The 18,324-nt window shown below is 69.2% G+C and carries 21 protein-coding genes and 1 pseudogene; 9 read left to right on the top strand and 13 right to left on the bottom strand.

Annotation, left to right across the window (positions count from 1 at the left end; genetic code table 11):
- Positions 1-5 precede the first annotated feature (5 nt).
- Positions 6-719 (bottom strand): GAF and ANTAR domain-containing protein, encoded by a 714-nt coding sequence (locus AAYO93_RS18095; protein ID WP_345762576.1) that lies wholly within the window; start codon positions 717-719, stop codon positions 6-8.
- Positions 716-1,426: a GAF and ANTAR domain-containing protein gene (locus tag AAYO93_RS18100; protein ID WP_345762577.1), complete on the bottom strand. Its 711-nt coding sequence runs from the start codon at positions 1,424-1,426 to the stop codon at positions 716-718. The genes AAYO93_RS18095 and AAYO93_RS18100 overlap by 4 nt, the downstream gene beginning before the upstream one ends.
- 149 nt (positions 1,427-1,575) lie before the next feature.
- Here AAYO93_RS18100 and AAYO93_RS18105 point away from each other — a divergent pair, with 149 nt between their 5' ends.
- Both AAYO93_RS18105 and AAYO93_RS18110 read left to right on the top strand, forming a co-directional pair.
- Positions 1,576-2,307, top strand: a complete 732-nt coding sequence (locus tag AAYO93_RS18105; protein WP_345762578.1) for a hypothetical protein — start codon at positions 1,576-1,578, stop codon at positions 2,305-2,307.
- 98 nt (positions 2,308-2,405) lie between these two features.
- Complete coding sequence (locus AAYO93_RS18110; RefSeq protein WP_345762579.1) at positions 2,406-2,600, top strand: CsbD family protein; 195 nt, start codon at positions 2,406-2,408, stop codon at positions 2,598-2,600.
- Here AAYO93_RS18110 and AAYO93_RS18115 read toward each other — a convergent pair.
- The 6 genes from AAYO93_RS18115 to AAYO93_RS18140 all read right to left on the bottom strand — a co-directional run bounded on the left by AAYO93_RS18115 (position 2,590) and on the right by AAYO93_RS18140 (position 8,900).
- On the bottom strand, positions 2,590-3,753 hold the full coding sequence (locus tag AAYO93_RS18115) for a flavin-containing monooxygenase (RefSeq protein WP_345762580.1): 1,164 nt from the start codon (positions 3,751-3,753) through the stop codon (positions 2,590-2,592). The two genes, AAYO93_RS18110 and AAYO93_RS18115, sit on opposite strands and share 11 nt — an antisense overlap.
- Positions 3,754-3,829: 76 nt before the next feature.
- On the bottom strand, positions 3,830-5,530 hold the full coding sequence (locus AAYO93_RS18120) for a response regulator transcription factor (protein WP_345762581.1): 1,701 nt from the start codon (positions 5,528-5,530) through the stop codon (positions 3,830-3,832).
- 51 nt (positions 5,531-5,581) lie between these two features.
- Positions 5,582-6,526 carry a S1C family serine protease gene (locus tag AAYO93_RS18125; protein WP_345762582.1) on the bottom strand — a complete coding sequence of 315 codons (945 nt, stop codon included), beginning with the start codon at positions 6,524-6,526 and terminating at the stop codon, positions 5,582-5,584.
- A 28-nt stretch (positions 6,527-6,554) separates the two neighbouring features.
- Positions 6,555-7,820 carry an APC family permease gene (locus AAYO93_RS18130; RefSeq protein ID WP_345762584.1) on the bottom strand — a complete coding sequence of 422 codons (1,266 nt, stop codon included), beginning with the start codon at positions 7,818-7,820 and terminating at the stop codon, positions 6,555-6,557.
- Between the two features lie 53 nt (positions 7,821-7,873).
- Complete coding sequence (locus AAYO93_RS18135) at positions 7,874-8,206, bottom strand: ribbon-helix-helix protein, CopG family (protein WP_345762585.1); 333 nt, start codon at positions 8,204-8,206, stop codon at positions 7,874-7,876.
- 328 nt (positions 8,207-8,534) lie between these two features.
- Positions 8,535-8,900, bottom strand: a complete 366-nt coding sequence (locus AAYO93_RS18140; protein ID WP_345762586.1) for a cupin domain-containing protein — start codon at positions 8,898-8,900, stop codon at positions 8,535-8,537.
- Positions 8,901-8,940: 40 nt separating this feature from the next.
- Here AAYO93_RS18140 and AAYO93_RS18145 point away from each other — a divergent pair, with 40 nt between their 5' ends.
- The 4 genes from AAYO93_RS18145 to AAYO93_RS18160 all read left to right on the top strand — a co-directional run bounded on the left by AAYO93_RS18145 (position 8,941) and on the right by AAYO93_RS18160 (position 10,981).
- On the top strand, positions 8,941-9,834 hold the full coding sequence (locus AAYO93_RS18145) for a phosphotransferase family protein (protein ID WP_345762587.1): 894 nt from the start codon (positions 8,941-8,943) through the stop codon (positions 9,832-9,834).
- Between the two features lie 75 nt (positions 9,835-9,909).
- Entirely contained in the window at positions 9,910-10,209 is a 300-nt protein-coding gene (locus AAYO93_RS18150; protein ID WP_345762589.1) for a hypothetical protein, read from the top strand.
- 76 nt (positions 10,210-10,285) lie between these two features.
- Positions 10,286-10,483 carry a hypothetical protein gene (locus AAYO93_RS18155; RefSeq protein ID WP_345762590.1) on the top strand — a complete coding sequence of 66 codons (198 nt, stop codon included), beginning with the start codon at positions 10,286-10,288 and terminating at the stop codon, positions 10,481-10,483.
- 150 nt (positions 10,484-10,633) lie between these two features.
- Entirely contained in the window at positions 10,634-10,981 is a 348-nt protein-coding gene (locus AAYO93_RS18160) for a hypothetical protein (protein WP_345762591.1), read from the top strand.
- A gap of 73 nt (positions 10,982-11,054) precedes the next feature.
- Here AAYO93_RS18160 and AAYO93_RS18165 read toward each other — a convergent pair whose 3' ends face one another.
- Both AAYO93_RS18165 and AAYO93_RS18170 read right to left on the bottom strand, forming a co-directional pair.
- A complete protein-coding gene (locus AAYO93_RS18165; protein WP_345762592.1) occupies positions 11,055-11,249 on the bottom strand; it encodes a hypothetical protein in 195 nt (64 codons plus the stop codon).
- Positions 11,246-11,473: a hypothetical protein gene (locus AAYO93_RS18170; RefSeq protein WP_345762593.1), complete on the bottom strand. Its 228-nt coding sequence runs from the start codon at positions 11,471-11,473 to the stop codon at positions 11,246-11,248. The genes AAYO93_RS18165 and AAYO93_RS18170 overlap by 4 nt, the downstream gene beginning before the upstream one ends.
- Positions 11,474-11,823: 350 nt before the next feature.
- On the opposite strand from AAYO93_RS18170, the pseudogene AAYO93_RS18175 reads away from it, so the two are divergent.
- Positions 11,824-12,492 (top strand): annotated as a pseudogene (locus AAYO93_RS18175) (ABC transporter ATP-binding protein); the annotation flags it as partial.
- Positions 12,489-13,256: an ABC transporter permease gene (locus AAYO93_RS18180; protein WP_345762595.1), complete on the top strand. Its 768-nt coding sequence runs from the start codon at positions 12,489-12,491 to the stop codon at positions 13,254-13,256. The pseudogene AAYO93_RS18175 and the gene AAYO93_RS18180, both read left to right, overlap by 4 nt.
- A 114-nt stretch (positions 13,257-13,370) precedes the next feature.
- Here AAYO93_RS18180 and AAYO93_RS18185 read toward each other — a convergent pair whose 3' ends face one another.
- The 3 genes from AAYO93_RS18185 to AAYO93_RS18195 all read right to left on the bottom strand — a co-directional run bounded on the left by AAYO93_RS18185 (position 13,371) and on the right by AAYO93_RS18195 (position 17,562).
- On the bottom strand, positions 13,371-15,629 hold the full coding sequence (locus AAYO93_RS18185) for a glycoside hydrolase family 3 C-terminal domain-containing protein (protein WP_345762596.1): 2,259 nt from the start codon (positions 15,627-15,629) through the stop codon (positions 13,371-13,373).
- 161 nt (positions 15,630-15,790) lie between these two features.
- Positions 15,791-16,090 (bottom strand): YciI family protein, encoded by a 300-nt coding sequence (locus AAYO93_RS18190; RefSeq protein ID WP_345762597.1) that lies wholly within the window; start codon positions 16,088-16,090, stop codon positions 15,791-15,793.
- A complete protein-coding gene (locus AAYO93_RS18195) occupies positions 16,087-17,562 on the bottom strand; it encodes a DHA2 family efflux MFS transporter permease subunit (RefSeq protein ID WP_434056693.1) in 1,476 nt (491 codons plus the stop codon). The genes AAYO93_RS18190 and AAYO93_RS18195 overlap by 4 nt, the downstream gene beginning before the upstream one ends.
- 168 nt (positions 17,563-17,730) lie before the next feature.
- Between AAYO93_RS18195 and AAYO93_RS18200 the strand changes: the two genes are divergently transcribed.
- Positions 17,731-18,324, top strand: a complete 594-nt coding sequence (locus AAYO93_RS18200; protein WP_345762599.1) for a dihydrofolate reductase family protein — start codon at positions 17,731-17,733, stop codon at positions 18,322-18,324.

The raw sequence follows: 18,324 nt of genomic DNA on the forward strand, positions 1-18,324 counted from the left end.
ACCGGTCAGAGCGAAAGCTGTCGCTGGACGATGTCACTCGACACGTCCACGATCCCGCGCTGGTGGTCCCGGGCATACGCGCGGATCATACGGAACGCCTCGTCGACCGGAACCTGGCTGACATAGGCCACGACGCCTTTCGCCTGCTCGATGATCACCCGGCTGTCGAGCGCCCGCTCGAGCTGCTCCGCGATGAGGTCGCTTTCGCGCACGGCGCGCTCCTGCAGGATGCTGATGGTCGCCACGTCGGCGAGCGCCTGAGCCGCCACCAAATCGAACTCGCCGAGCTCGCCAGGCTGGTCGCCGAACAGGTTGAGCGAGCCGATCGTCTTCTCGCGAAGCCTGAGCGGTACGGCATGCAGGGCGTGGAAGCCCTGTGCGACGGCCGCATTCCGGAAGAGCGGCCAGCGATCGTGCAGGGCACTGATGTCGGGGATGCTGATCGGTACGCCGCTCGTGAAGCATTCGACGCACGGTCCGCCGTCGTGCCCCAGCTGCATCAGCTCGACGAGCTGGCTGCGCTCGTCCGTCGCGGCGACCACTTCGAGTCGGCCCGTTCCGTCGGCGAGCAGGATGCCCGCATCCGTCGCATCGAGAAGCGCGGCAGACCGCTCCACCAGGAGCTGGAGCAGATCGACCGCATCGAATCCGGCGACCAGGCTGTCGGCGAGCGTGGCGAAGGTGCGGATGATCTCGGCCTCGCGTTCGTTGACCGTCATCGTCCCTCACCGCCTTCGCCGAGTCCGGTGGCGAAGTCGAGTCGCCGCGCGAGCACGTCGTCTGCGACGTCGCGGAGCGAGCGACCGGATGAGTAGGCGTGCGCCTGAAGGATCAGAACGGCATCGTCTGGGCTGACGTTGAGTTGCGCGAGCACCATTCCGGTCGCCTGGTGGATTGTGCGGCGCGAGAATTCGCTACCGGGGTCGTCCTCCCCCTCGTCACCCGAGCGCATGACCAGTTCGCGGAGGATCTGCCGCGCGGCGATGCTCGCCAGCGCCTCTGCGTCGCGCTGGTGGCCGTCCTGCAGCTCTGCCGGCCGGGAGCTGTAGAGGTCGATGACACCGACATTCATGCGGCCGATCGTGAGCGGGAAAGCGTAGACCCCACGCACGGGCAGGTCGCGCACAGCCTCGACGAACGCCGGCCACGCGCCCCGGGCGCCGTCACGGATATCGCGCTCGAGCACGGGACGTCCCGTCGCGAGCGCCTCCCAGCACGGGCCTTCTCCGAGGTCGAACTGCACCTCGTCGAGTCGGGCGGCCGCGGCATCCGAAGCGCACACCGTCTCCGGCGCCACCAGCGTGCCGATCGTCGAGATCGCCGCCCCCGTCACAGGGATCAGCGAGAGGAAGGGCGCGCAGTAGCTCCGGCGCGCGATGAACGCGTTGGACAGGTCATGCGCCGCTGCATCGAAATCGACTGTCATCACTCACCCCGTCCCCATCAAAACTAGCCCCTCGAGCAGGGAATGAACCGCAAAGATGTTGACAAGCGCCGTGGTGCGAGTACCGTTCCGGGCACCGGCGGAAGAAGGACCATGACCGATACGACACTCCAGCGCCTCGGTCTCACGTCGTGAGTCCGGCCGACCGCGCGAAGACCCAGGACGACTCGGGCGGGCCTGACGCCCGGGCCCGTGACGTTGCGCCTGAGCACCGCTGGCCGCCCGTGGTCGCAACACTCATCGCGCTCGCCCTGTACGCCCTGCTCCCGAGCACGGTCACCGTCGGCATCCGGTACGCGGTCGTGGGCGTGTGCCTCGCACTCCTCATCCCGCTCATCATCTTCAACCCGCACCATTTCACCCGCGAGACGAAGTGGTCGCGCCGGCTGGAGATCGGGCTGGCGACCCTCCTGCTCGTGGCCAACCTGGTCGCGTTCGCCGAAGTGATCGTCCTGCTGCTTCACAAGTCGCAGAACGGCAACACTCTGCTTCTCGCCTCGCTGCAGGTCTGGATCACCAACGTGATCGTCTTCGCCCTCATCTACTGGGGGATGGACCGGGGCGGCCCGGTCTCGCGCGTGACTGTCGCACGCAAGAAGCTTCCCGCTGCGGATTTCCGCTTCCCGCAGGATGAGGACCACGATGCGATCGACGAGGTCGCGGCCGGTTCGTCGGCGAAGATCGATTGGGTGCCGGTCTTCCTCGACTACCTCTACTTCTCGCTGTCGAATTCGATGGCGTTCAGCGCGACAGACGCGATGCCACTCTCGCACCGCGCGAAAATGCTGATGGCGCTCGAATCGTTCGCGGGCTTCGTGTTGCTCGCACTGGTGATCGCCCGAGCCGTCTCGCTGATCGGGTGACGCGGTTCCGCGCACATTACACGCGAACGCACGGCCTTTCTACCCCCTTGTCCGCGCATCCGTTCGGGCGTTGGCTCGAAGGGACGGAAGGAGCTCAGATGAGCGCGTCGGACAAGATGAAGAACGAAGCACAGGACCTCAAAGGCAAGGCCGAAGAGGCAGTGGGGCACATGACGAACGACCAGGGGAAGGTCGTCGAGGGCAAGGCCGACCAGGCGTCCGCTGATGCCAAGAAGGCAGGCGAGAACGTCAAGGACGCCGGCGAGAACGTGAAGGACGCTTTCAAGCGCTAGCCTCCACCGAGCCCGCGTGGCGGACCCCTTCGGATTCCCGGAGGGGTCCGTTCGCGTCTGCGGCCCCCCGGCTGCCGGCCCCGTCGCTCACGAGCGCTGCGATCCGGGCGGCATCCCGGCCGACCCCGTGCACCATCGCCGACGACATCGCCGTGAGGAAATGCAGTCCGACGAAATACAGGTCGGGCACTTCCGCGGCCACGCCCCGCTCGTGCCGCGGCTCGCCGTGCTCGTCGAGGATGGGCATCCGGATCCAGCTGAAGCCGGGCGTGAAACCGGCGCACCACACGACGTTCTCGACGTCGATGACGGTCGCGCCATCGAGCACGGGCGCGCCACCCTCGACGCCGGTCACGCGGCCGGCCCTCTCGACGCCCAGGCGCGCCAGATCCTTCGACTTGACCCTGATCAGCGGCACCCCTTTGCTCATGATCTTCGGCCGGGCCTTCCGTCCCATCGGGGTGTTCACCGACATCACGCGCGGAAACACGAAGCCGTTGAGGATGTGGACGACCACATGCCTGCTGATCGGACTCGTGAACGAACCGGGGACCTCACCGGTGCTCGGCCCCGCCACAGTGACCGGATGCGTGGCTGCGAGTTCCTTCGCGATCTCGGCCGCAGAGTTGCCGGCGCCGACGAGGAGTACGCGCCCGGGCAGCAGCTGATCGGGACTCCGGTACTCCCCGGCGTTCAGCTGGCGGATGTCCGGGCTGAGCTCCGACGCGAAGGCCGGGACGCGCGGAACCTGGTAGTTCGACATCGCCACGACCACGCTGCGTGCAGTGAAGATCTCGTCGCCGCAACGAGCGACGAAGACGCCGTCCGCCCTCCGCGTGAGCTCGTCCACCCGCATCCCGCTCCGCACCGGGAGTCCGAACTTGCGGGCGTAGAGCTCGAGGTAGTCGGCCATGGCGTCCTTCGACGGCCAGTCGGCGGGGTCGCCCGGGAAGCGCATCCCGTCGAGGCCGTCGTAGCGGGCGGGCGTGAACAGGTGCAGGCTGTCCCAGCGGTTGCGCCACGCGTCTCCGATGCGCGCTGAGGCGTCGAGAACGAGGTGCTCCACACCGCGTTCGCGCAAGTGGTACGACACCGAGAGGCCGGCCTGGCCGCCCCCGATGACGATAGTGTCGACGTGCGTTTCCGTGTTCATACCCGCACGCTACGGGCCATGGACGGGTGGCGGCTTCGGCAGTGTGCGCCAGATTCGCGCCGGGCAGTGGGTCGTTCTACCCAGTCGCGCTCTCGTGCCGGATGAGGCCGTGCTCGTAGGCGTAGGACGTAGCGGCCGCCCGCGACGGGACGCCGAGCTTCGTCAGGATGTTGCTCACATGGCGGTCGACCGTGCGCGAACTCAGGTTGAGCGCCGCTCCGATCTCCTTGTTCGTGCGGCCGGTCGCCGCTGCACGGAGCACCTCGAGCTCGCGCGGGCTGAGGATGCTGTCAGCGGGATGCACGAGGGCCGAGCGCGCGTGCGCTGAGGCCGCGTCGAGGGCGGCCAGGTCGGGCGTGGCTTCGAGGTCCGCGAACACCCGGCGGGCGGCATCGCTCTGCAGGCGCGCGCCCTCCGGGTCTCCGAGCACCTCGCACGCGTCGGCGAGCGCGACGCGGATGCGCGCGGCCGGGTACGGTGCGCCGAGCGCATGCCAGGCGTCCAGCGCCTCGGTCAGCATCGGGACGGCGGTCGCGGCGTCGCCGGCGTGCAGCGCGAGGCGGGCGGATGCGTCGAGCGCGAGGGCGCGCAGCAGCGGGGTCCCGAAGGCGGTCGCGATCCCCGCGAGCTCGGCCGCAGCGGCGTCGATTTCGCCGAGAGCGTCCGTTCCGGACGAGTGCGCCACGTATGCCTGACCGTCTCGACCGGACGTGTCGCTCTCGGCAGCCAGCAGGATCTCGACGAGCGCGGGCAGGTACTGCGCCCGCCCCAGCGGACTGACCGTGGTCGCGACGACCCGCCGGATGCCCCCGACCGCCGCCCCGACGTCGCCCTGGGCGAGCCGCAGCAGGGACAACCCCGGCTGCGGATCAAGCCCGCGCCCGCTGGCCGCCTCGTACAGCCTGCCTGCTTCGTCGAACTCGCCGCGCAGCCTGCGGAGCTCCGCCTCCTCGTAGTCGGCGAGCGCCAGCTCGCGCTGATCCGCCTTGCCGTCGCTGACGCGCCGCGTCTCATCGAGAGCCGCAGACCAGGATCCGCCGAGCTGGAGGATCTCGGCGCGGTGCACGCGGCACGTGCCGTTGAAGAGGCCGAGCTGGGTCTGGGTCGAGCACCACGCGTCCAGCACGGTCGACCATTCCCGGGCCCGGTCGAGCGCGAACACCCGCTGACAGCATCCGACGACCGCGCAATAGACGAGGCCGCGCCCGAGATCGGTCAGCCCGTCGGCCGTGGCGATGAGCATGGCCTCGTCGAGCAGGTTCATCCCCTCGGCGACGTCACCCCGCTCGATCAGCGCCCGGCCGGCCAGCTGCCTGCCGAGCGCGGACAGGTCGGGCTCCCCGAAGCGGTCACCGACGGCCGCGGCCTCCATCGCATCCCTGCGGGCCGCCTCGTTGTCGCGGGCGAGAAGCAGACGGTGGATGCGCGGCACGAGCAGGTAGCCGCGCACGAGACAGTCCCCGTGGCGGTCTGCGATCGCCGAGGCGCGTGCGAGCCAGCCCTGGGCGCGGCCGTATTCGCCCAGCGACGAGAGCCGGAACCCGAGCCAGAACGCCGCGCTGGCCGCCCGCAGCTCGTCACCCTCTTCGAGACACGCCGTGTAGCCGCGTTCGAGGATCGCGAAGCCCGCCTCCTCGTGCGCGGTGAGTGCGGCGGATTTGCCGAACCGCTCCAGGTCGTCGAGGCCGAGGGGGCGCTGCCGATCCTCTTCCGAGTAGAGGGCGAACGCGTCCTCCCATCGTTTCTCTTCGAATGCGATCCGGGCGGACGCTGACATAGCTGCGATTATCCGCCTCGCGCGGTGTGCCCGCCAGAGCGGGCCCTCGCGTCAGAAGGTCTCCTGCAGCTCCCGCGGCACGGTGATGGCGTCGACCAGTGCGCCGTTGCGCCAGACCGTGATCTCGATGGGCTTGTCGATCGCGTCCTCGACCATCCGCTTCTGCACGGCCGTCGTCGTCACGACGAGCTCTCCGCCGAGCTCGACCACGATGTCACCGCGGCGAAGCCCGGCCTGCTCCGCGGGGCTGCCCGGGGAGACTCCGGCGACCTGGAGGCCGGTCGGCGATCCGATGCGCTTCGCCAGCTCCGGCGAGAGCGGAACCTGCGCGCCGGCGATGCCGAGCCAGGCCCGGCGTACGCGTCCCGTGGTCATCAGCGACGTGATGATCGACCGCGTGGTGTCGTTGATCGGCACGGCCAGCCCCACGCCGATGCCGGCGACCGCGGTGTTGACGCCGACCATCCGGCCGGAACTGTCCGAGAGCACCCCGCCACTGTTGCCCGGGTTGAGGGCCGCATCCGTCTGGATCACCTCGTCGACGACGCGACCCGACTGCGTCGGCAGCGAGCGCCCGAGCGCGGACACGATGCCCGCGGTGACGCTTCCGGCGAGCCCAAGCGGGTTGCCGAGCGCGACCACGACCTGGCCGACCCTGAGGCGTGCCGCATCCCCGAGTTCGACCGGGACCGGCACGTCGCCGCGCGCGTGCAGGACCGCCAGGTCGGAGAGAGTGTCGCGTCCGACGACGTCGACGCCGATCGTCGTGCCGTCTGAGAATGCCGCCTCGGCCGACCTCGCACCGGCGACGACGTGGGCGCTCGTCAGCAGGAAGCCGTCCACCGTGATCACACTCGCGCTGCCGGCTCCGGCCCCGCGCGATGTTCGGACGGACACGCTCGCGACGGAGGGCAGCACCCGCTCGGCGACGGCCATGATCGTCCGCGAATACGCGTCGAGGATCGCGTCGTCGTCGCCCAGTGCGTCATCGTTCATGACAACAGCATCGTCGCGCCTGCTCCCGCTAAGCCCCGCGTTCGCTGCGGGCGGAGAGGCGGCGGGCGAGCATCCGGTAACCGAACCCCACGATCAGGACCAGTATCCCGACCATGATCCCCAGCGGCGGCAGCGTCACGACGAGCACCGCGCAGGCGAACGCACCGAACACCTGCAGGATGCGCGGATAGCGGCGGCGTTCACGCGCCTGCGAGAAAGCGGCCAGGTTCGCCACGAAGTAGTAGAGCAGCACGCCGAACGAGGAGAAGGCGATCGCCCCACGCAGGTCGACCGTCAGCACCAGGATGCAGACCACGACGGCGATCGCGATCTCGGCGTGGTGCGGAACGCGGAACGTCGGATGCACTACCGCCAGCCACCGGGGAAGGTCGCCTTCGCGCGCCATCGCGAGCGAGGTGCGCCCGACGCCGGCGATGAGCGAAAGCAGGGCGCCGAGCGATGCGGCGGCCGCCCCGAAACCGACGATCGGGACAGCCCACGACCATCCACTCACCGCGACCGCGTCAGCGACGGGTGCGCTCGAGGCGGCGACCCCGGATGCGCCGAGGCTCCCGAGCACCACGACCGCGACCACCGCGTAGAGCACGACGACGATCGCGAGGGCGATGGTGATCGCACGGGGGATGGTGCGCTCGGGCGACCGGACCTCCTCGCCCATGGTCGCGATGCGCGCGTATCCTGCGAACGCGAAGAACAGCAGGCCCGCGGACTGGAGGATGCCGTACCAGCTGCCAGCCGGATCCGCAGGCTGGAGTGCGCCCGGCTTCAGCCCCGCGCTCGTGCACGCGATGACGGCGAGCGCGAGCACCAGCAGCACGACGACGACGATCACCTTCGCGAGGGTGGCCGTGCGCGTCACACCGCGATAATTCGCGGCGGCGAGTGCCACGACCGCAACGACGGCGACAGGCTTCTCCCAGCCCGCCGGCGCCGCGTAGGCCGCAAAGGTCAGGGCCATTGCAGCGCAACTGGCGGTCTTGCCGATGACGAAGCTCCAGCCCGCGGCGAACCCCCACCATCCGCCGAGTTGTTCGCGCCCGTACACGTAGGTTCCGCCGGAGGTCGGGTATTGCGCGGCGAGCTGGGCCGAAGCAGTGGCGTTGCAGAAGGCGACGATCGCGGCGACGACGAGGCCGATCAGCAGGCCGGCCCCGGCCGCCTGCGCTGCGGGCGCGAAGGCGGAGAAGATCCCGGCGCCGATCATGGAGCCGAGGCCGATGAAGACCGCGTCGACGGTGCCGAGGCGACGGGCCAGCGGGGCATGCGAAGTCACAGCGGCACCCTACGGCACGCGGGTGTCGGGGAGTGGGCGGATCCGCAGCCCGCTCAAGACGCCTTGAGGTACGCCGCCAGGGCTTCTCGCATCACCTCGGAGGGCTTCCTGTGCTCGATCGCCGCACGGCGCTGCAATGCGTCGTCCATCTCCTGGGACAGGCGCACACGGCGAACCGGCGAGGCGCCCGCCGGTCGATCGTGCCCCACCGACGGTCGGCCCCGTACCGCGCGCTCGACCGCTTCCGGACCGCCGAGCGCCGCCTCCAACAGGTGCCGAGCCTCCTCATGCGATGCTTCGCTGCCACGGGTCACAACCGTGTCAGGACCGAACGAGTCGAGTCGTTCAGCCCACTCGGCGGCCGCGCCCCAATCCGTCTCAGCCATTGTCTGCCTCCCGCGCCATCCTGATCATCTTCGCCCGAGCCTCCATCACATGGAAGACCACAACATCAGCCGGCGGAATCGATTCAACGATGACCTCGATCAGCATTGAACGGTCTCTCGACGGCCCGATGAACAAATCGGGCCTTCCGTGCCCTGCGAGCCGGGGCTCATCGAAGGGCCGAATCCAGTAGAGGTGATTCAACATCGCGTGAATGGCGTCTTCACGCGGGACCGCAGGTTTGTCCGCGCTCCCGCGCCACCTCACCGCCACGTGAATATCGTGCCACGAAAATTATTAAACGGCCACACAATCATCAGTGGCAGCCCCTCAGTCGAGCTCGCGCAGCGGCGACGTGCGCTCGCCCGGCGCATCCCCAGTGTTGACCGTGCCCTTCGGCTCGATCAGGACGATCCGGGTTTCGACGGTCGCGCGAGGGCAGTGCTCGACTCCGCGCGGCACGACGAAGACGTCGTTCGGCCCCAGCACGACGTCGCGGTCGCGCAGCCGGACGGTCAGCTCGCCCGAAACGACGAGGAACAGCTCGTCGGTGTCCGGATGCGTGTGCCAGATGAACTCGCCCTCGATGCGGGCCACCTTCACGTCGTAGTCGTTCACGCTCGCCAGGCGATGCGGCTGCCAGAGCTCGCCGATGCTGTCGAGCGCGGTCAGGATGTTGCGCACGTCCGATGTCATGACCCCACCGTACGTGGGAGGCTCCGGATACGCTCGCAGAATGACGACGGGGAAACCGGATGCCGAGCTCGCCGCGTGGGCGATCGGGGCCCTCGGCCCGGGCGGCGAGCTCGTGGATACTCGAGGACTCCGCGACGGGGGCTCGCCCTGGCTGCTGCGCGTCCGCTCGGGTGACGTCGAGCGCACCGGTGTGCTGCGGCTCGGTGCGACGGACGACGACGGGACGCGCACAGAAGCCACGGCACTCAAGGCGGCGTTCCAGGGCGGCCTCGCCGTTCCGCGGGTCCTCGCCGTCCGGCTCCAACCCGATCCGCCACTGCTGCTGATCGAGGCAGTCGACGGGGCCAGCGCCATCCCGTCCGAACGGTCGACCCCACGGCTTCGTGCCCTGGGAGCGGCAGCAGCGCGCATCCATCGCACCACGCCCCTGCTCGGGCTGCCGCGCCGCACTCGCTCGATCGCCGGAGTGGACTTCGACGCGCTGCGCCGCGCATCCCCGCCGCAGCCCCTGCTCCAGCAAGGAGAGGCGATTGCCGCCCGCGGCCCCGCCACGGGCGCGGCAGACGGTTTCGTCCACGGCGACCTGTGGCAGGGCAACACGCTCTGGCAGGGAGATGACCTTCTCGCCATCATCGACTGGGACTGCGCGGGCGTGGGTCCCGCAGGCGTCGACCTCGGCTCGCTGCGCTGCGACGCCGCCCTGACCTTCGGCATCGAGGCCACCGACGATGTGCTCGACGGCTGGCAGGAGGAGGCGGGCCATCCGGCCGCCGACGTGGACTACTGGGATGTTGTCGCAGCCCTGGCGACACCGCCCGACCTCGGCTGGTTCGTGGACACCATCCGCTCACAAGGGCGTCCCGACCTGACCCGGGATCTGCTCCTGGAACGCCGCGACGGGTTCCTCCGCCGGGCTCTCGAACGACTCGCCTGAGCGGTGGCCCTTGCGCCCACAGCCCGCAAGGGACTTGGATGCTGGCTAGGCACCGAAAATGGGAAGGGGTTTGCGATGTCAGCGAGCGAGCTCGAACAGTCCAGCGTCAGATACAACTACCGGGAGCGCGTCTTCCACCTGGACAAGGTGTCGTCAGGGCTCTGGACGGTCTACGACGAAGGCCGTGCCGACCTCGGAAAGCTGATCCGCGTCGCGCCCGAAGGCGAAGAACACGAACCGGTGTTCGGAATCATCTTTCCCGACCAGACCGAGACCGCGCTCGAAGGCTCCGACTGGCGCGGACTCGTCGCCGCGCTGATCAACACATCCATCGACCCGTCCCCGTCGTGGGGCGGCGGTCAGGGCGCGGCCTGAGAACCTGCGCTCCCACTCGGGCGGCGGGCCGGGAAGACCGGTTCCGGTTCGCGCGAACGCGGCTACCATCGGGGGGATGATGCCGAAGACGACGACGTCGGTGCTCGGATGGGTTGCGGCCGTCCTGCTCAACGTCGGCGCGCTGCTGTTCATCGTCGGCCTCCTCATCCCCCACGGCGACGGGCCGAGCGGTGTGCTCGTGACCGGGATCGCCCTGGTCGTCGTCGGGCTGGCCGCCGGCGCCGCCTGGCTGCTCGCGTCGCGCCGAGAGTGACCCTTCCGGACGAGAGGGTCACGCACATCTGTTGCTCTCGACCGGAACTGTCACAGTCGGCACGTCAACCCCCTTGCGCAGGCGGTCTGAGCGTCGTTCGATGCTCCCGAACGCATCCGCGACCAGTGGATGCACGAAGGGAGAACCATCGTGACCGTGAAACTGCATCGCACCGCGTACTCGCACGCCCGCAGGCTGGTCGAGCAAGGCAAGGTGGTCCGCGACGAACGGGACGACTGGAGCGAGCATGCTCCGAGCGCCGAGGAGCAGAACCGCTATGTCGAGAAGCACGGCTTCCACGACTACGGAGAATGGTTCCTCGGAGTCGACGACGAGAAGAGCGACGAGACGAAAGGCCAGTTCAGCTTCCCCTTCGGCGATTTCTCGAAGGTGCACCGCTGCGCGGTGATCTCCCTGGAGAGCCGGGCGGCCCAGAACGACCACGACGACATCGCCAAGGCGGCCAAGTCGCTGCTCGAACTCATCGACAAGCAGTAGCCTCAGCACTCCGCCGAGCGTGACACTTCCGGACGAGTCGGTCACGCACGCCGGTCACGCTCGACCGGAACGGTCAGTCTCGGCCGCGATCGACCCTCACGTCGTCGACGAGGTCGGGGTTCGAGGGGTTGTCCGCCGGATCGAAATCGGCAGGCGGAGCCTCGGCCCCGTCTCTGTCACCTCCGGCGGCATCGCCCTTCGCAGGCTCGGCGGGACCGGCGGCGGGCTCGGCGGGATGCTCGTCCGCGTTGCGCGGGTCCGGCATCACGGCTTGCCCTCCTCGCTGTACGAGTTGTAGCTCGAGTCGTCGTCGTCTGTCGTGTCGTCGTCCACGCCGCGCAGGATGTCGCCCATCAGGCTGCGGTCGTCGGCGGGCTGAAGCTCGCCGCCATCGTTCCCGTCGAGGCCTTCGGCCTGCCCGTTGGTCTGGTCGAACTCTGTGACGACCTCGTCGTTCGATCCAGCATCCGCTCCGACTCTCTCATCGCTCATGATGTGCTCCTCCTGTTCGCGTCCGCGGCCCGTTTCGGCGCCGTCGATCGCAACCCAACGCCTGGTGATCCGCACCCGCAAGGGGTTGAATCGGCAACCCCTTCGTGCCCGACGCCGAGCGCACTCGATCGACCGACAGCGCCCGCTCCGACGGTCTCGGCGCCATTACGGGGCGGCAGGACTAAACTGTGCGGTGGTAGCGCCGGGAAGTCTGGTCGGCGGGCGGTCGGATTCGATCGCTCTGGTCGATCGATTGCGAGCCTGCCATGTTCGAGCCCACCTCCGAGGGAATGCTCTTCGACGCAGTGAGCCGGTCGTACCGCGGCGGCATCGGCGTGAACGACCTCGAGCTGCAGATCAGGCCCGGCGAGGTTCACGCGCTGGTCGGGATGAACGGCGCGGGCAAGTCCACCCTGATGAAGGTACTGCTCGGGATGCTGCGGCCTGATGCGGGAACCGTGCGTATCGGCGGCCAGGACATCCGTCACGCCGGGCCCGACCTCTGGTCACGGGTCGGGGCGCTCGTCGAGACTCCGCTCGTCTATCCGGAATTCACTGTGACGGCATCCCTGCTGCTGAGCGCGACACTGCGTCGGGTCGCATCCGAGCGGCGGATGCGTATGGTCGCGGATGCGATCGTCGAGTTCCGTCTCGACGAGTTCTCGGCGAATCGCGCGCGGACACTCTCGACCGGAAACCGCCAGCGCCTGGGTCTGGCCTCCGCCCTCCAGCACCAGCCGGATTTCGTCGTGCTCGACGAGCCGACGAGCGCCCTGGACCCGGCCGGGACCCTTCTCCTGCGCGACGTCCTGCGCCGACGCGCGGCAGCTGGAGCCGCGATCCTGGTTTCCAGCCACCATCTCGACGAGGTCGCGAGGGTCGCAGACAGGATCACCGTGATGAACGCGGGGCGGCTGATCGGCGGCCTCGACCCCGGCGGCGTCGAGCTGGAGCGGGCGTTCTTCGCTCTCGTGCTCGACGACGACGAACACCACCACCCGACGGGAGCGTTGCGATGAGCGCCGGAGGACTGGGGGCTGCCGTCTCTGTCGAGGGACGCAAGCTGTTCGCCGCGCGCGTTCCGCTTGCGACCGCGATCCTGCTGGTCGTCGGCGTCACGGCGATCGGTCTGTCGACCACTGTGGCGGCCGAGACCGGTTCGCCGGGCGTGGTTGCGAAGCTCGGTCCGCTCGTGGCCGCAGGCGGGTGGCCCGGCTACGTGAACGCGGCGCTCCAGGTCACTGCGGCCGGAAGCGCGGGAGCCTGCGGGATCCTGCTGAGCTGGACGTTCGGCCGCGAGTTCAGCGAAGGCACCGTCACCGGGCTCTTCGCACTCCCGGTCTCGCGGGGCGCCATCGCAGCCTCGAAGCTGATCGTCTACCTCGCCTGGTCGGTCGTGGCCGCCGTCGCTGTGACGATCGCACTGTTCACGGTCGGCCTGCTCGCCGGCTTCGGCGTCCCTGAGCCGGCAGACCTGGGCGCTGCCGCGCGCCTTCCGGTTCTGGTGGTGCTGACATCGTCGGTCGTGGTCCCGGTGGCCTGGGTCGCCACCCTCAGCCGTGGCCTCCTCGGTGGGATCGCCGCGACGATCGCACTCGTCGTCAGCGCCCAGGTCCTCGTGTTCTCGGGTGCCGGGTCGTGGTATCCGCCGGCCGCCCCCGCGCTGTGGGCGCTGGACCCGACGGGCGCGAATACCGTCGCCGTCGCAGTGGCGTTCGCCGTACCGGTCGTGTTCACCGGCCTGACCCTCTTCGCCTGGCGACGCCTGCAGCTCGACCGGTAGCGCGCGGCCCAGCGGAAAGGCCCCGCCGAGCGTGACGCTTCCGGTCGAGAACGTCAGGCGTGCGGGGCACGCTCGACCGGAACGGTCACGCTGGCAGGGCCTCGCGCCGAAAACTCAGGATGCGGCGTGCACCTGCGCGTTCACGGCACCGACCAGCTGGTCGAGCATCTCCGAGGTGATCGGGCTGCCCGGGAAGGCCGCGACGCGGTTGAGCGGCATCGACTCGGCCATCCGCAGCATCGCGGGGTCGGCGAGCATGGCGCCCATCTCGCTGCCCGCGGACTGCGCGAATGCCGCGCCGAGGAACTGGCCGCCGATCGGGTGCTTCAGCCATTCGCCGAGCGTGGAGTCGAGCTTGAGCTCGGCGAGGCCGGCGTCACCGGTGACCGCGACGACGACCTCGGCGCGGAGGTCCCGCGACGACGCCCCGACCGACACGACGTAGTCGCCGCTCTCGACGATCCAGGAGCCGGATTCGATGTCGAAGTACGCGAGGTCCTCCGACGGGATCACGATCGTCACCTCACGGCTCGCCCCCGCGGCGACCTCGACGCTCGCGAAGCCCTTGAGCTCGCGAACCGGGCGGACGGCATCCGATCCGGGAACCCCGACATAGACCTGCGCAACCTCGCGACCGTCGCGCGCGCCCGTGTTGGCGATCGTCAGGGTCACCTCGAGCCCGACCTCGCTCTGCACCGCGGACACACCCGAGTACTCGAACGTCGTGTACGAGAGGCCGTGACCGAACGCGAAGTCGACGGCGGCATCGCGGCTGTCGTAGTAGCGGTAGCCCACGAACAGGCCCTCGCCGTAGCGGACGTGGCCGGCCTCACCCGGGAAGTCGAGGTACGCGGGGGTGTCTTCGAGGCGCACCGGGATGGTCTCCGCCAGTCGACCGGACGGGTTCACCGCACCGACGAGTACGTCGGCGATCGCGCCGCCGCCGGCCTGGCCGAGAAGCCAGCCCTCGACGATCGCCGATGCGCGCCCCGCCCAGCCGGAGAGCCGCACGACTCCACCGTTGGACAGGACCACTGCGACCCGTGCGTTCGCGGCGAGCACCGCTTCGAGCAGCGCGGTCTGCGCCGCGGGGATCTCGAGGTGGTCGCGGTCGAAGCCTTCCGACTCGTCCTCGCCCGGCAGGCCGACGAACACGACGGCGACATCGGCGGCGGCTGCGACAGCCACCGCTTCGTCGAGGAGGCCCGCGTCGTCCGCGCCGCCGAGCGCGTACCCCGGGGCGAACGTGACGTCGGTCGATCCGGCGAGCGCACGGAACTCATCCAGTGCGTTGTCCAGCCGGGTCGGCACGATCTGCGAGCTGCCGGCGCCCTGGTACCGCGGCGTGCGCGCGAATTCGCCGATCACGGCCACCTTCGCACCCGACGTCGGGTCGATCGGGAGGATGCCGTCGTTCGTGAGCAGCACGATGCTGCGGCCGGCGGCCTCGCGAGCGAGCGCGTGGTGCACGTCGCGGTCGTAGTCGGCAGACGCATCCGCCCCGTTCACCGCTTTCTCGATCAGGTCGATGACGCGGTTCGCGCCCGTGTCGAGCACTGACTCGTCGAGCTCGCCCGAGGCGACCGCTGCGACGAGCAGCGCATCCGTGACGCCGTTGCTCGACGGCATCTCGAGGTCGAGACCCGCGACCAGCGCATCCACCCGGTTGTTCACAGCGCCCCAGTCCGAGACGACGAGACCGTCGAAACCCCACTCGTCGCGCAGGACGCTGGTCAGCAGCCACGGGTTCTCGCTCGCGTACACGCCGTTGATGCGGTTGTACGAGCACATGACCGTCCACGGCTGGGCGTGCTCGACGACGTGCTGGAAGCCGCGCAGGTAGATCTCGCGCAGGGGGCGCTCGTCGATGTCGGCGCTCACGCGCATCCGGTCGGTCTCCTGGTTGTTGGCGGCGAAGTGCTTCAGCGAGGCACCGACGCCGCGCGCCTGGAGGCCGTCGACGAGGGCTGCGCCGAGGCGGCCGCTGAGGATGGGGTCCTCCGACAGGTACTCGAAGTTGCGACCGCAGAGAGGGGAGCGCTTGATGTTGATGCCGGGGCCGAGCAGCACACCGACGCCTTCGGCTTTCGCCTCGTCGCCTAGGGCGTTGCCCACGCGCTCGAGCAGCTGCGGGTCCCAGGTGGATCCGAGAGCGACCGCGGGCGGGAAGCAGGTCGCGGGCACGCTGTCGCCGATGCCGAGGTGGTCGCCTCCCTCGCGCTGCTTGCGAACGCCGTGGGGTCCGTCGGTGAGGTAGATCGCGGGGATGCCGACACGATCGACCCCCTTCGACTCCCAGAAACTCGCGCCGCTGGTGAGCGACGCCTTCTCTTCTGTGGTCAGCGCGTCTGCGCGAGGAAGCGTGGTGGCCATGATTCTCCTTCGATACGGTCGCGAATACCTTACATCACTCGGTTTTTGTGTGGCTGGGTGCTTGCTCATAAAACAGGAGATCGTGTGACAGGAGTGACGGATGCGGTCCAAACGGCCCGGATCCGGCCACTTTCGCCCCATCCGTCACACGATCTCCTGTTTTATGAACGCCCCCGCAGCAGCGAAACGCGGAACTCGCGCAGCTCCCCGCGGGCGAACCCTTCTGCCACGACCGGATCCTCGGCCATGATCCGCTCGGCCGCGGCCCTGTCGGGCGCCTCGAAGATCGTGATCCCCGTGTTGACGGACCCGAGCGTCGGGCCGGCCAGCACCAGGTCGCCGTCGGCGAGCATCCGCTTGAGCCGTGCGAAGTGGCGCTCCCACGCCTCGTCTTCGGCCTCCGTCATCGTCTCTGCGAAGTCCTCGCGCGGCGGATGGATGAAGTACACCCAATCACTCACGGCGTCGCCCCGGACGTGCCGCCGTCGCCATCGGTGTCGGGCTCGACCGCCGGCGTCGGCCTGGTCGGCGTCCCCGCCAGCGGCCGGTCATGGCTGGGCGCTGCGGCCTCCGGCGTGACCGGCGTGACCACGTGCTGGTTGCGGATGCCCGCGAAGGAGACGATTCCGCCGGCGATGAACAGCAGGGAGACCACGAACACCACGCGATGGAACGCGTCGACGTCGAGCACCGCCCCGACGATCGCCCCGGCACACGCCACCGCGATGAGGCCGGCGACGCGGGACACGGCGTTGTTGATCGCCGAGCCGATCCCGCTCTGCGCCGGACTGATCGAGCCGAGGATCGCTGCGGTCAGCGGCGCGACGGTCACCGACAGTCCGAGCCCGAAGAGCAGGATGCCCGGCAGCAGTTGCGTCCAGAAGTTGACGGGATCGGTCGTCGTCAGCATCAGCAGGAAGCCCGCTCCGATGATGAGGGGACCTGCGGTCATGAAGAGTCGCGGCCCGTGTTTGCCGGCGAGCGAACCGAACAGGGTCGAGAGCGAGATCGACAGGATGGCGAGCGGGATGGTCGCGAGTCCGGCCGCGAACGCCGTGAACCCGGCGACCTCCTGCAGGAAGATCGTGATGATGAACTGGCCGAGCGCGAGGCCGGCGTAGATCGCGGCGGTTGCGATGTTGCCGAAGCCGAAGTTGCGAACGCGGAACAGCCCGAGCGGCATCATCGGATGCTGCACGCGCGTCTCCCACCAGAGGAACGCCCCGAAGCAGGCCAGGCCGAGGATCAGCGGAAGGTAGACGACCGGGCTGCTCCAGCCGAGCCTGCCCTGCTCGATGAGCGCGAAGACCGGGCCGGCCAGACCGAGCGAGGCGAGGACGGCGCCGATCACGTCGATCCGCGTGCCGCTTCCGCCGTGGCCGGACGACGGGATGCGCGCGAGCAGCACCAGCGTGACGGCGATCGGCAGCACGTTCACCGCGAACACCCAGCGCCAGCTGAGCGTGTCCACGAAGAAGCCGCCGAGCAGCGGGCCGAGCACGAACGCGAGTCCGGTCCAGGCGGTCCAGGCTCCGATCGCTTTCGCGCGCGCAGCACCGGCGAAGGTCGCCGTGATCATCGCGAGCGAGCTCGGCACGAGCAGCGCGGCACCGGCCCCTTGCACGGCGCGCGCGATGATCAGCACAAGCGAGCTGGGTGCGATGGCGCAGGCGACGGATGCAAGGCCGAAGATGACGAGACCGGCCCGCAGCACGCCGACGCGGCCGAAGGTGTCGGAGATCGATCCGGCGACGAGGATGAGCGACCCGAGTGTCAGGAGGTAGGCGTCGACGACCCATTGCTGGGTCTCGATGCCTCCCCCGAGTTCGCGGGTGATGGCGGGCAGTGCCACGTTGACGATCGACCCGTCGAGGAAGGCGACGAAGGAGGCGAGGATCGCGACGATGAGGACGGTGCGGGGGTTCCCCTTCATCATCCCGGAGGCCGGTTCGGCGGATGAGGTCACATCGCCAACCTAGCGAGAGCCGCGGGCCGCGTCGAGGGTGCGCATCCGATCCGCTCCCACCGACGAACAGAATAGTCTTGACAAACGAATTTGTCGGTGAGAAGGTGGAGACACCAAACAGAAGGAGTGATCGAAATGACACGGATCATGCTCGGAATGAGCGTCTCGCTCGACGGCTACGTCGCGACCACCGATGGGCGCGTCGACTGGGTCTTCCCCAACTTCGACGACGAGTTCACCGCCGACACGATGGAACTGCTCACCGGCCTCGACACCATGCTGCTCGGCCGCGGCAACTACGTGGAACAGTCCGGCGCCTGGGCGCACGCGACCGGCCCACTCGCCGACATCATGAACAACGCACAGAAGATCGTGTTCTCGAACACGCTCGAGACCGCCGACTGGGTCAACTCGCGGCTCGCGACCGCAACCCCCGAAGAAGAGATCGCCCGCCTGCGCGAGCAGGGCGTCGAGAACGTCGGCGTCGCCGGCGGCGCACGCTTCGCCCAGTACCTGTCGAGCCGTGGACTCATCGACGAATACCGGCTGAGCGTGCATCCGATCGCTCTCGGCGCCGGTCTTCCGCTCTTCACGACGACCGTCCCGCTGCGCCTCATCGGGTCCCGCACCTACGCGACCGGCCTGACCACCAACCGCTACGTTCCCGCATCCGCCCCCGACCTGGAGACCGTGGGAGCCGCCCGCGACCGCGTCCACGGGGCGGCCTGA

This window comes from Diaminobutyricibacter sp. McL0608, from assembly GCF_039613825.1.
Lineage (GTDB): Bacteria > Actinomycetota > Actinomycetes > Actinomycetales > Microbacteriaceae > Diaminobutyricibacter.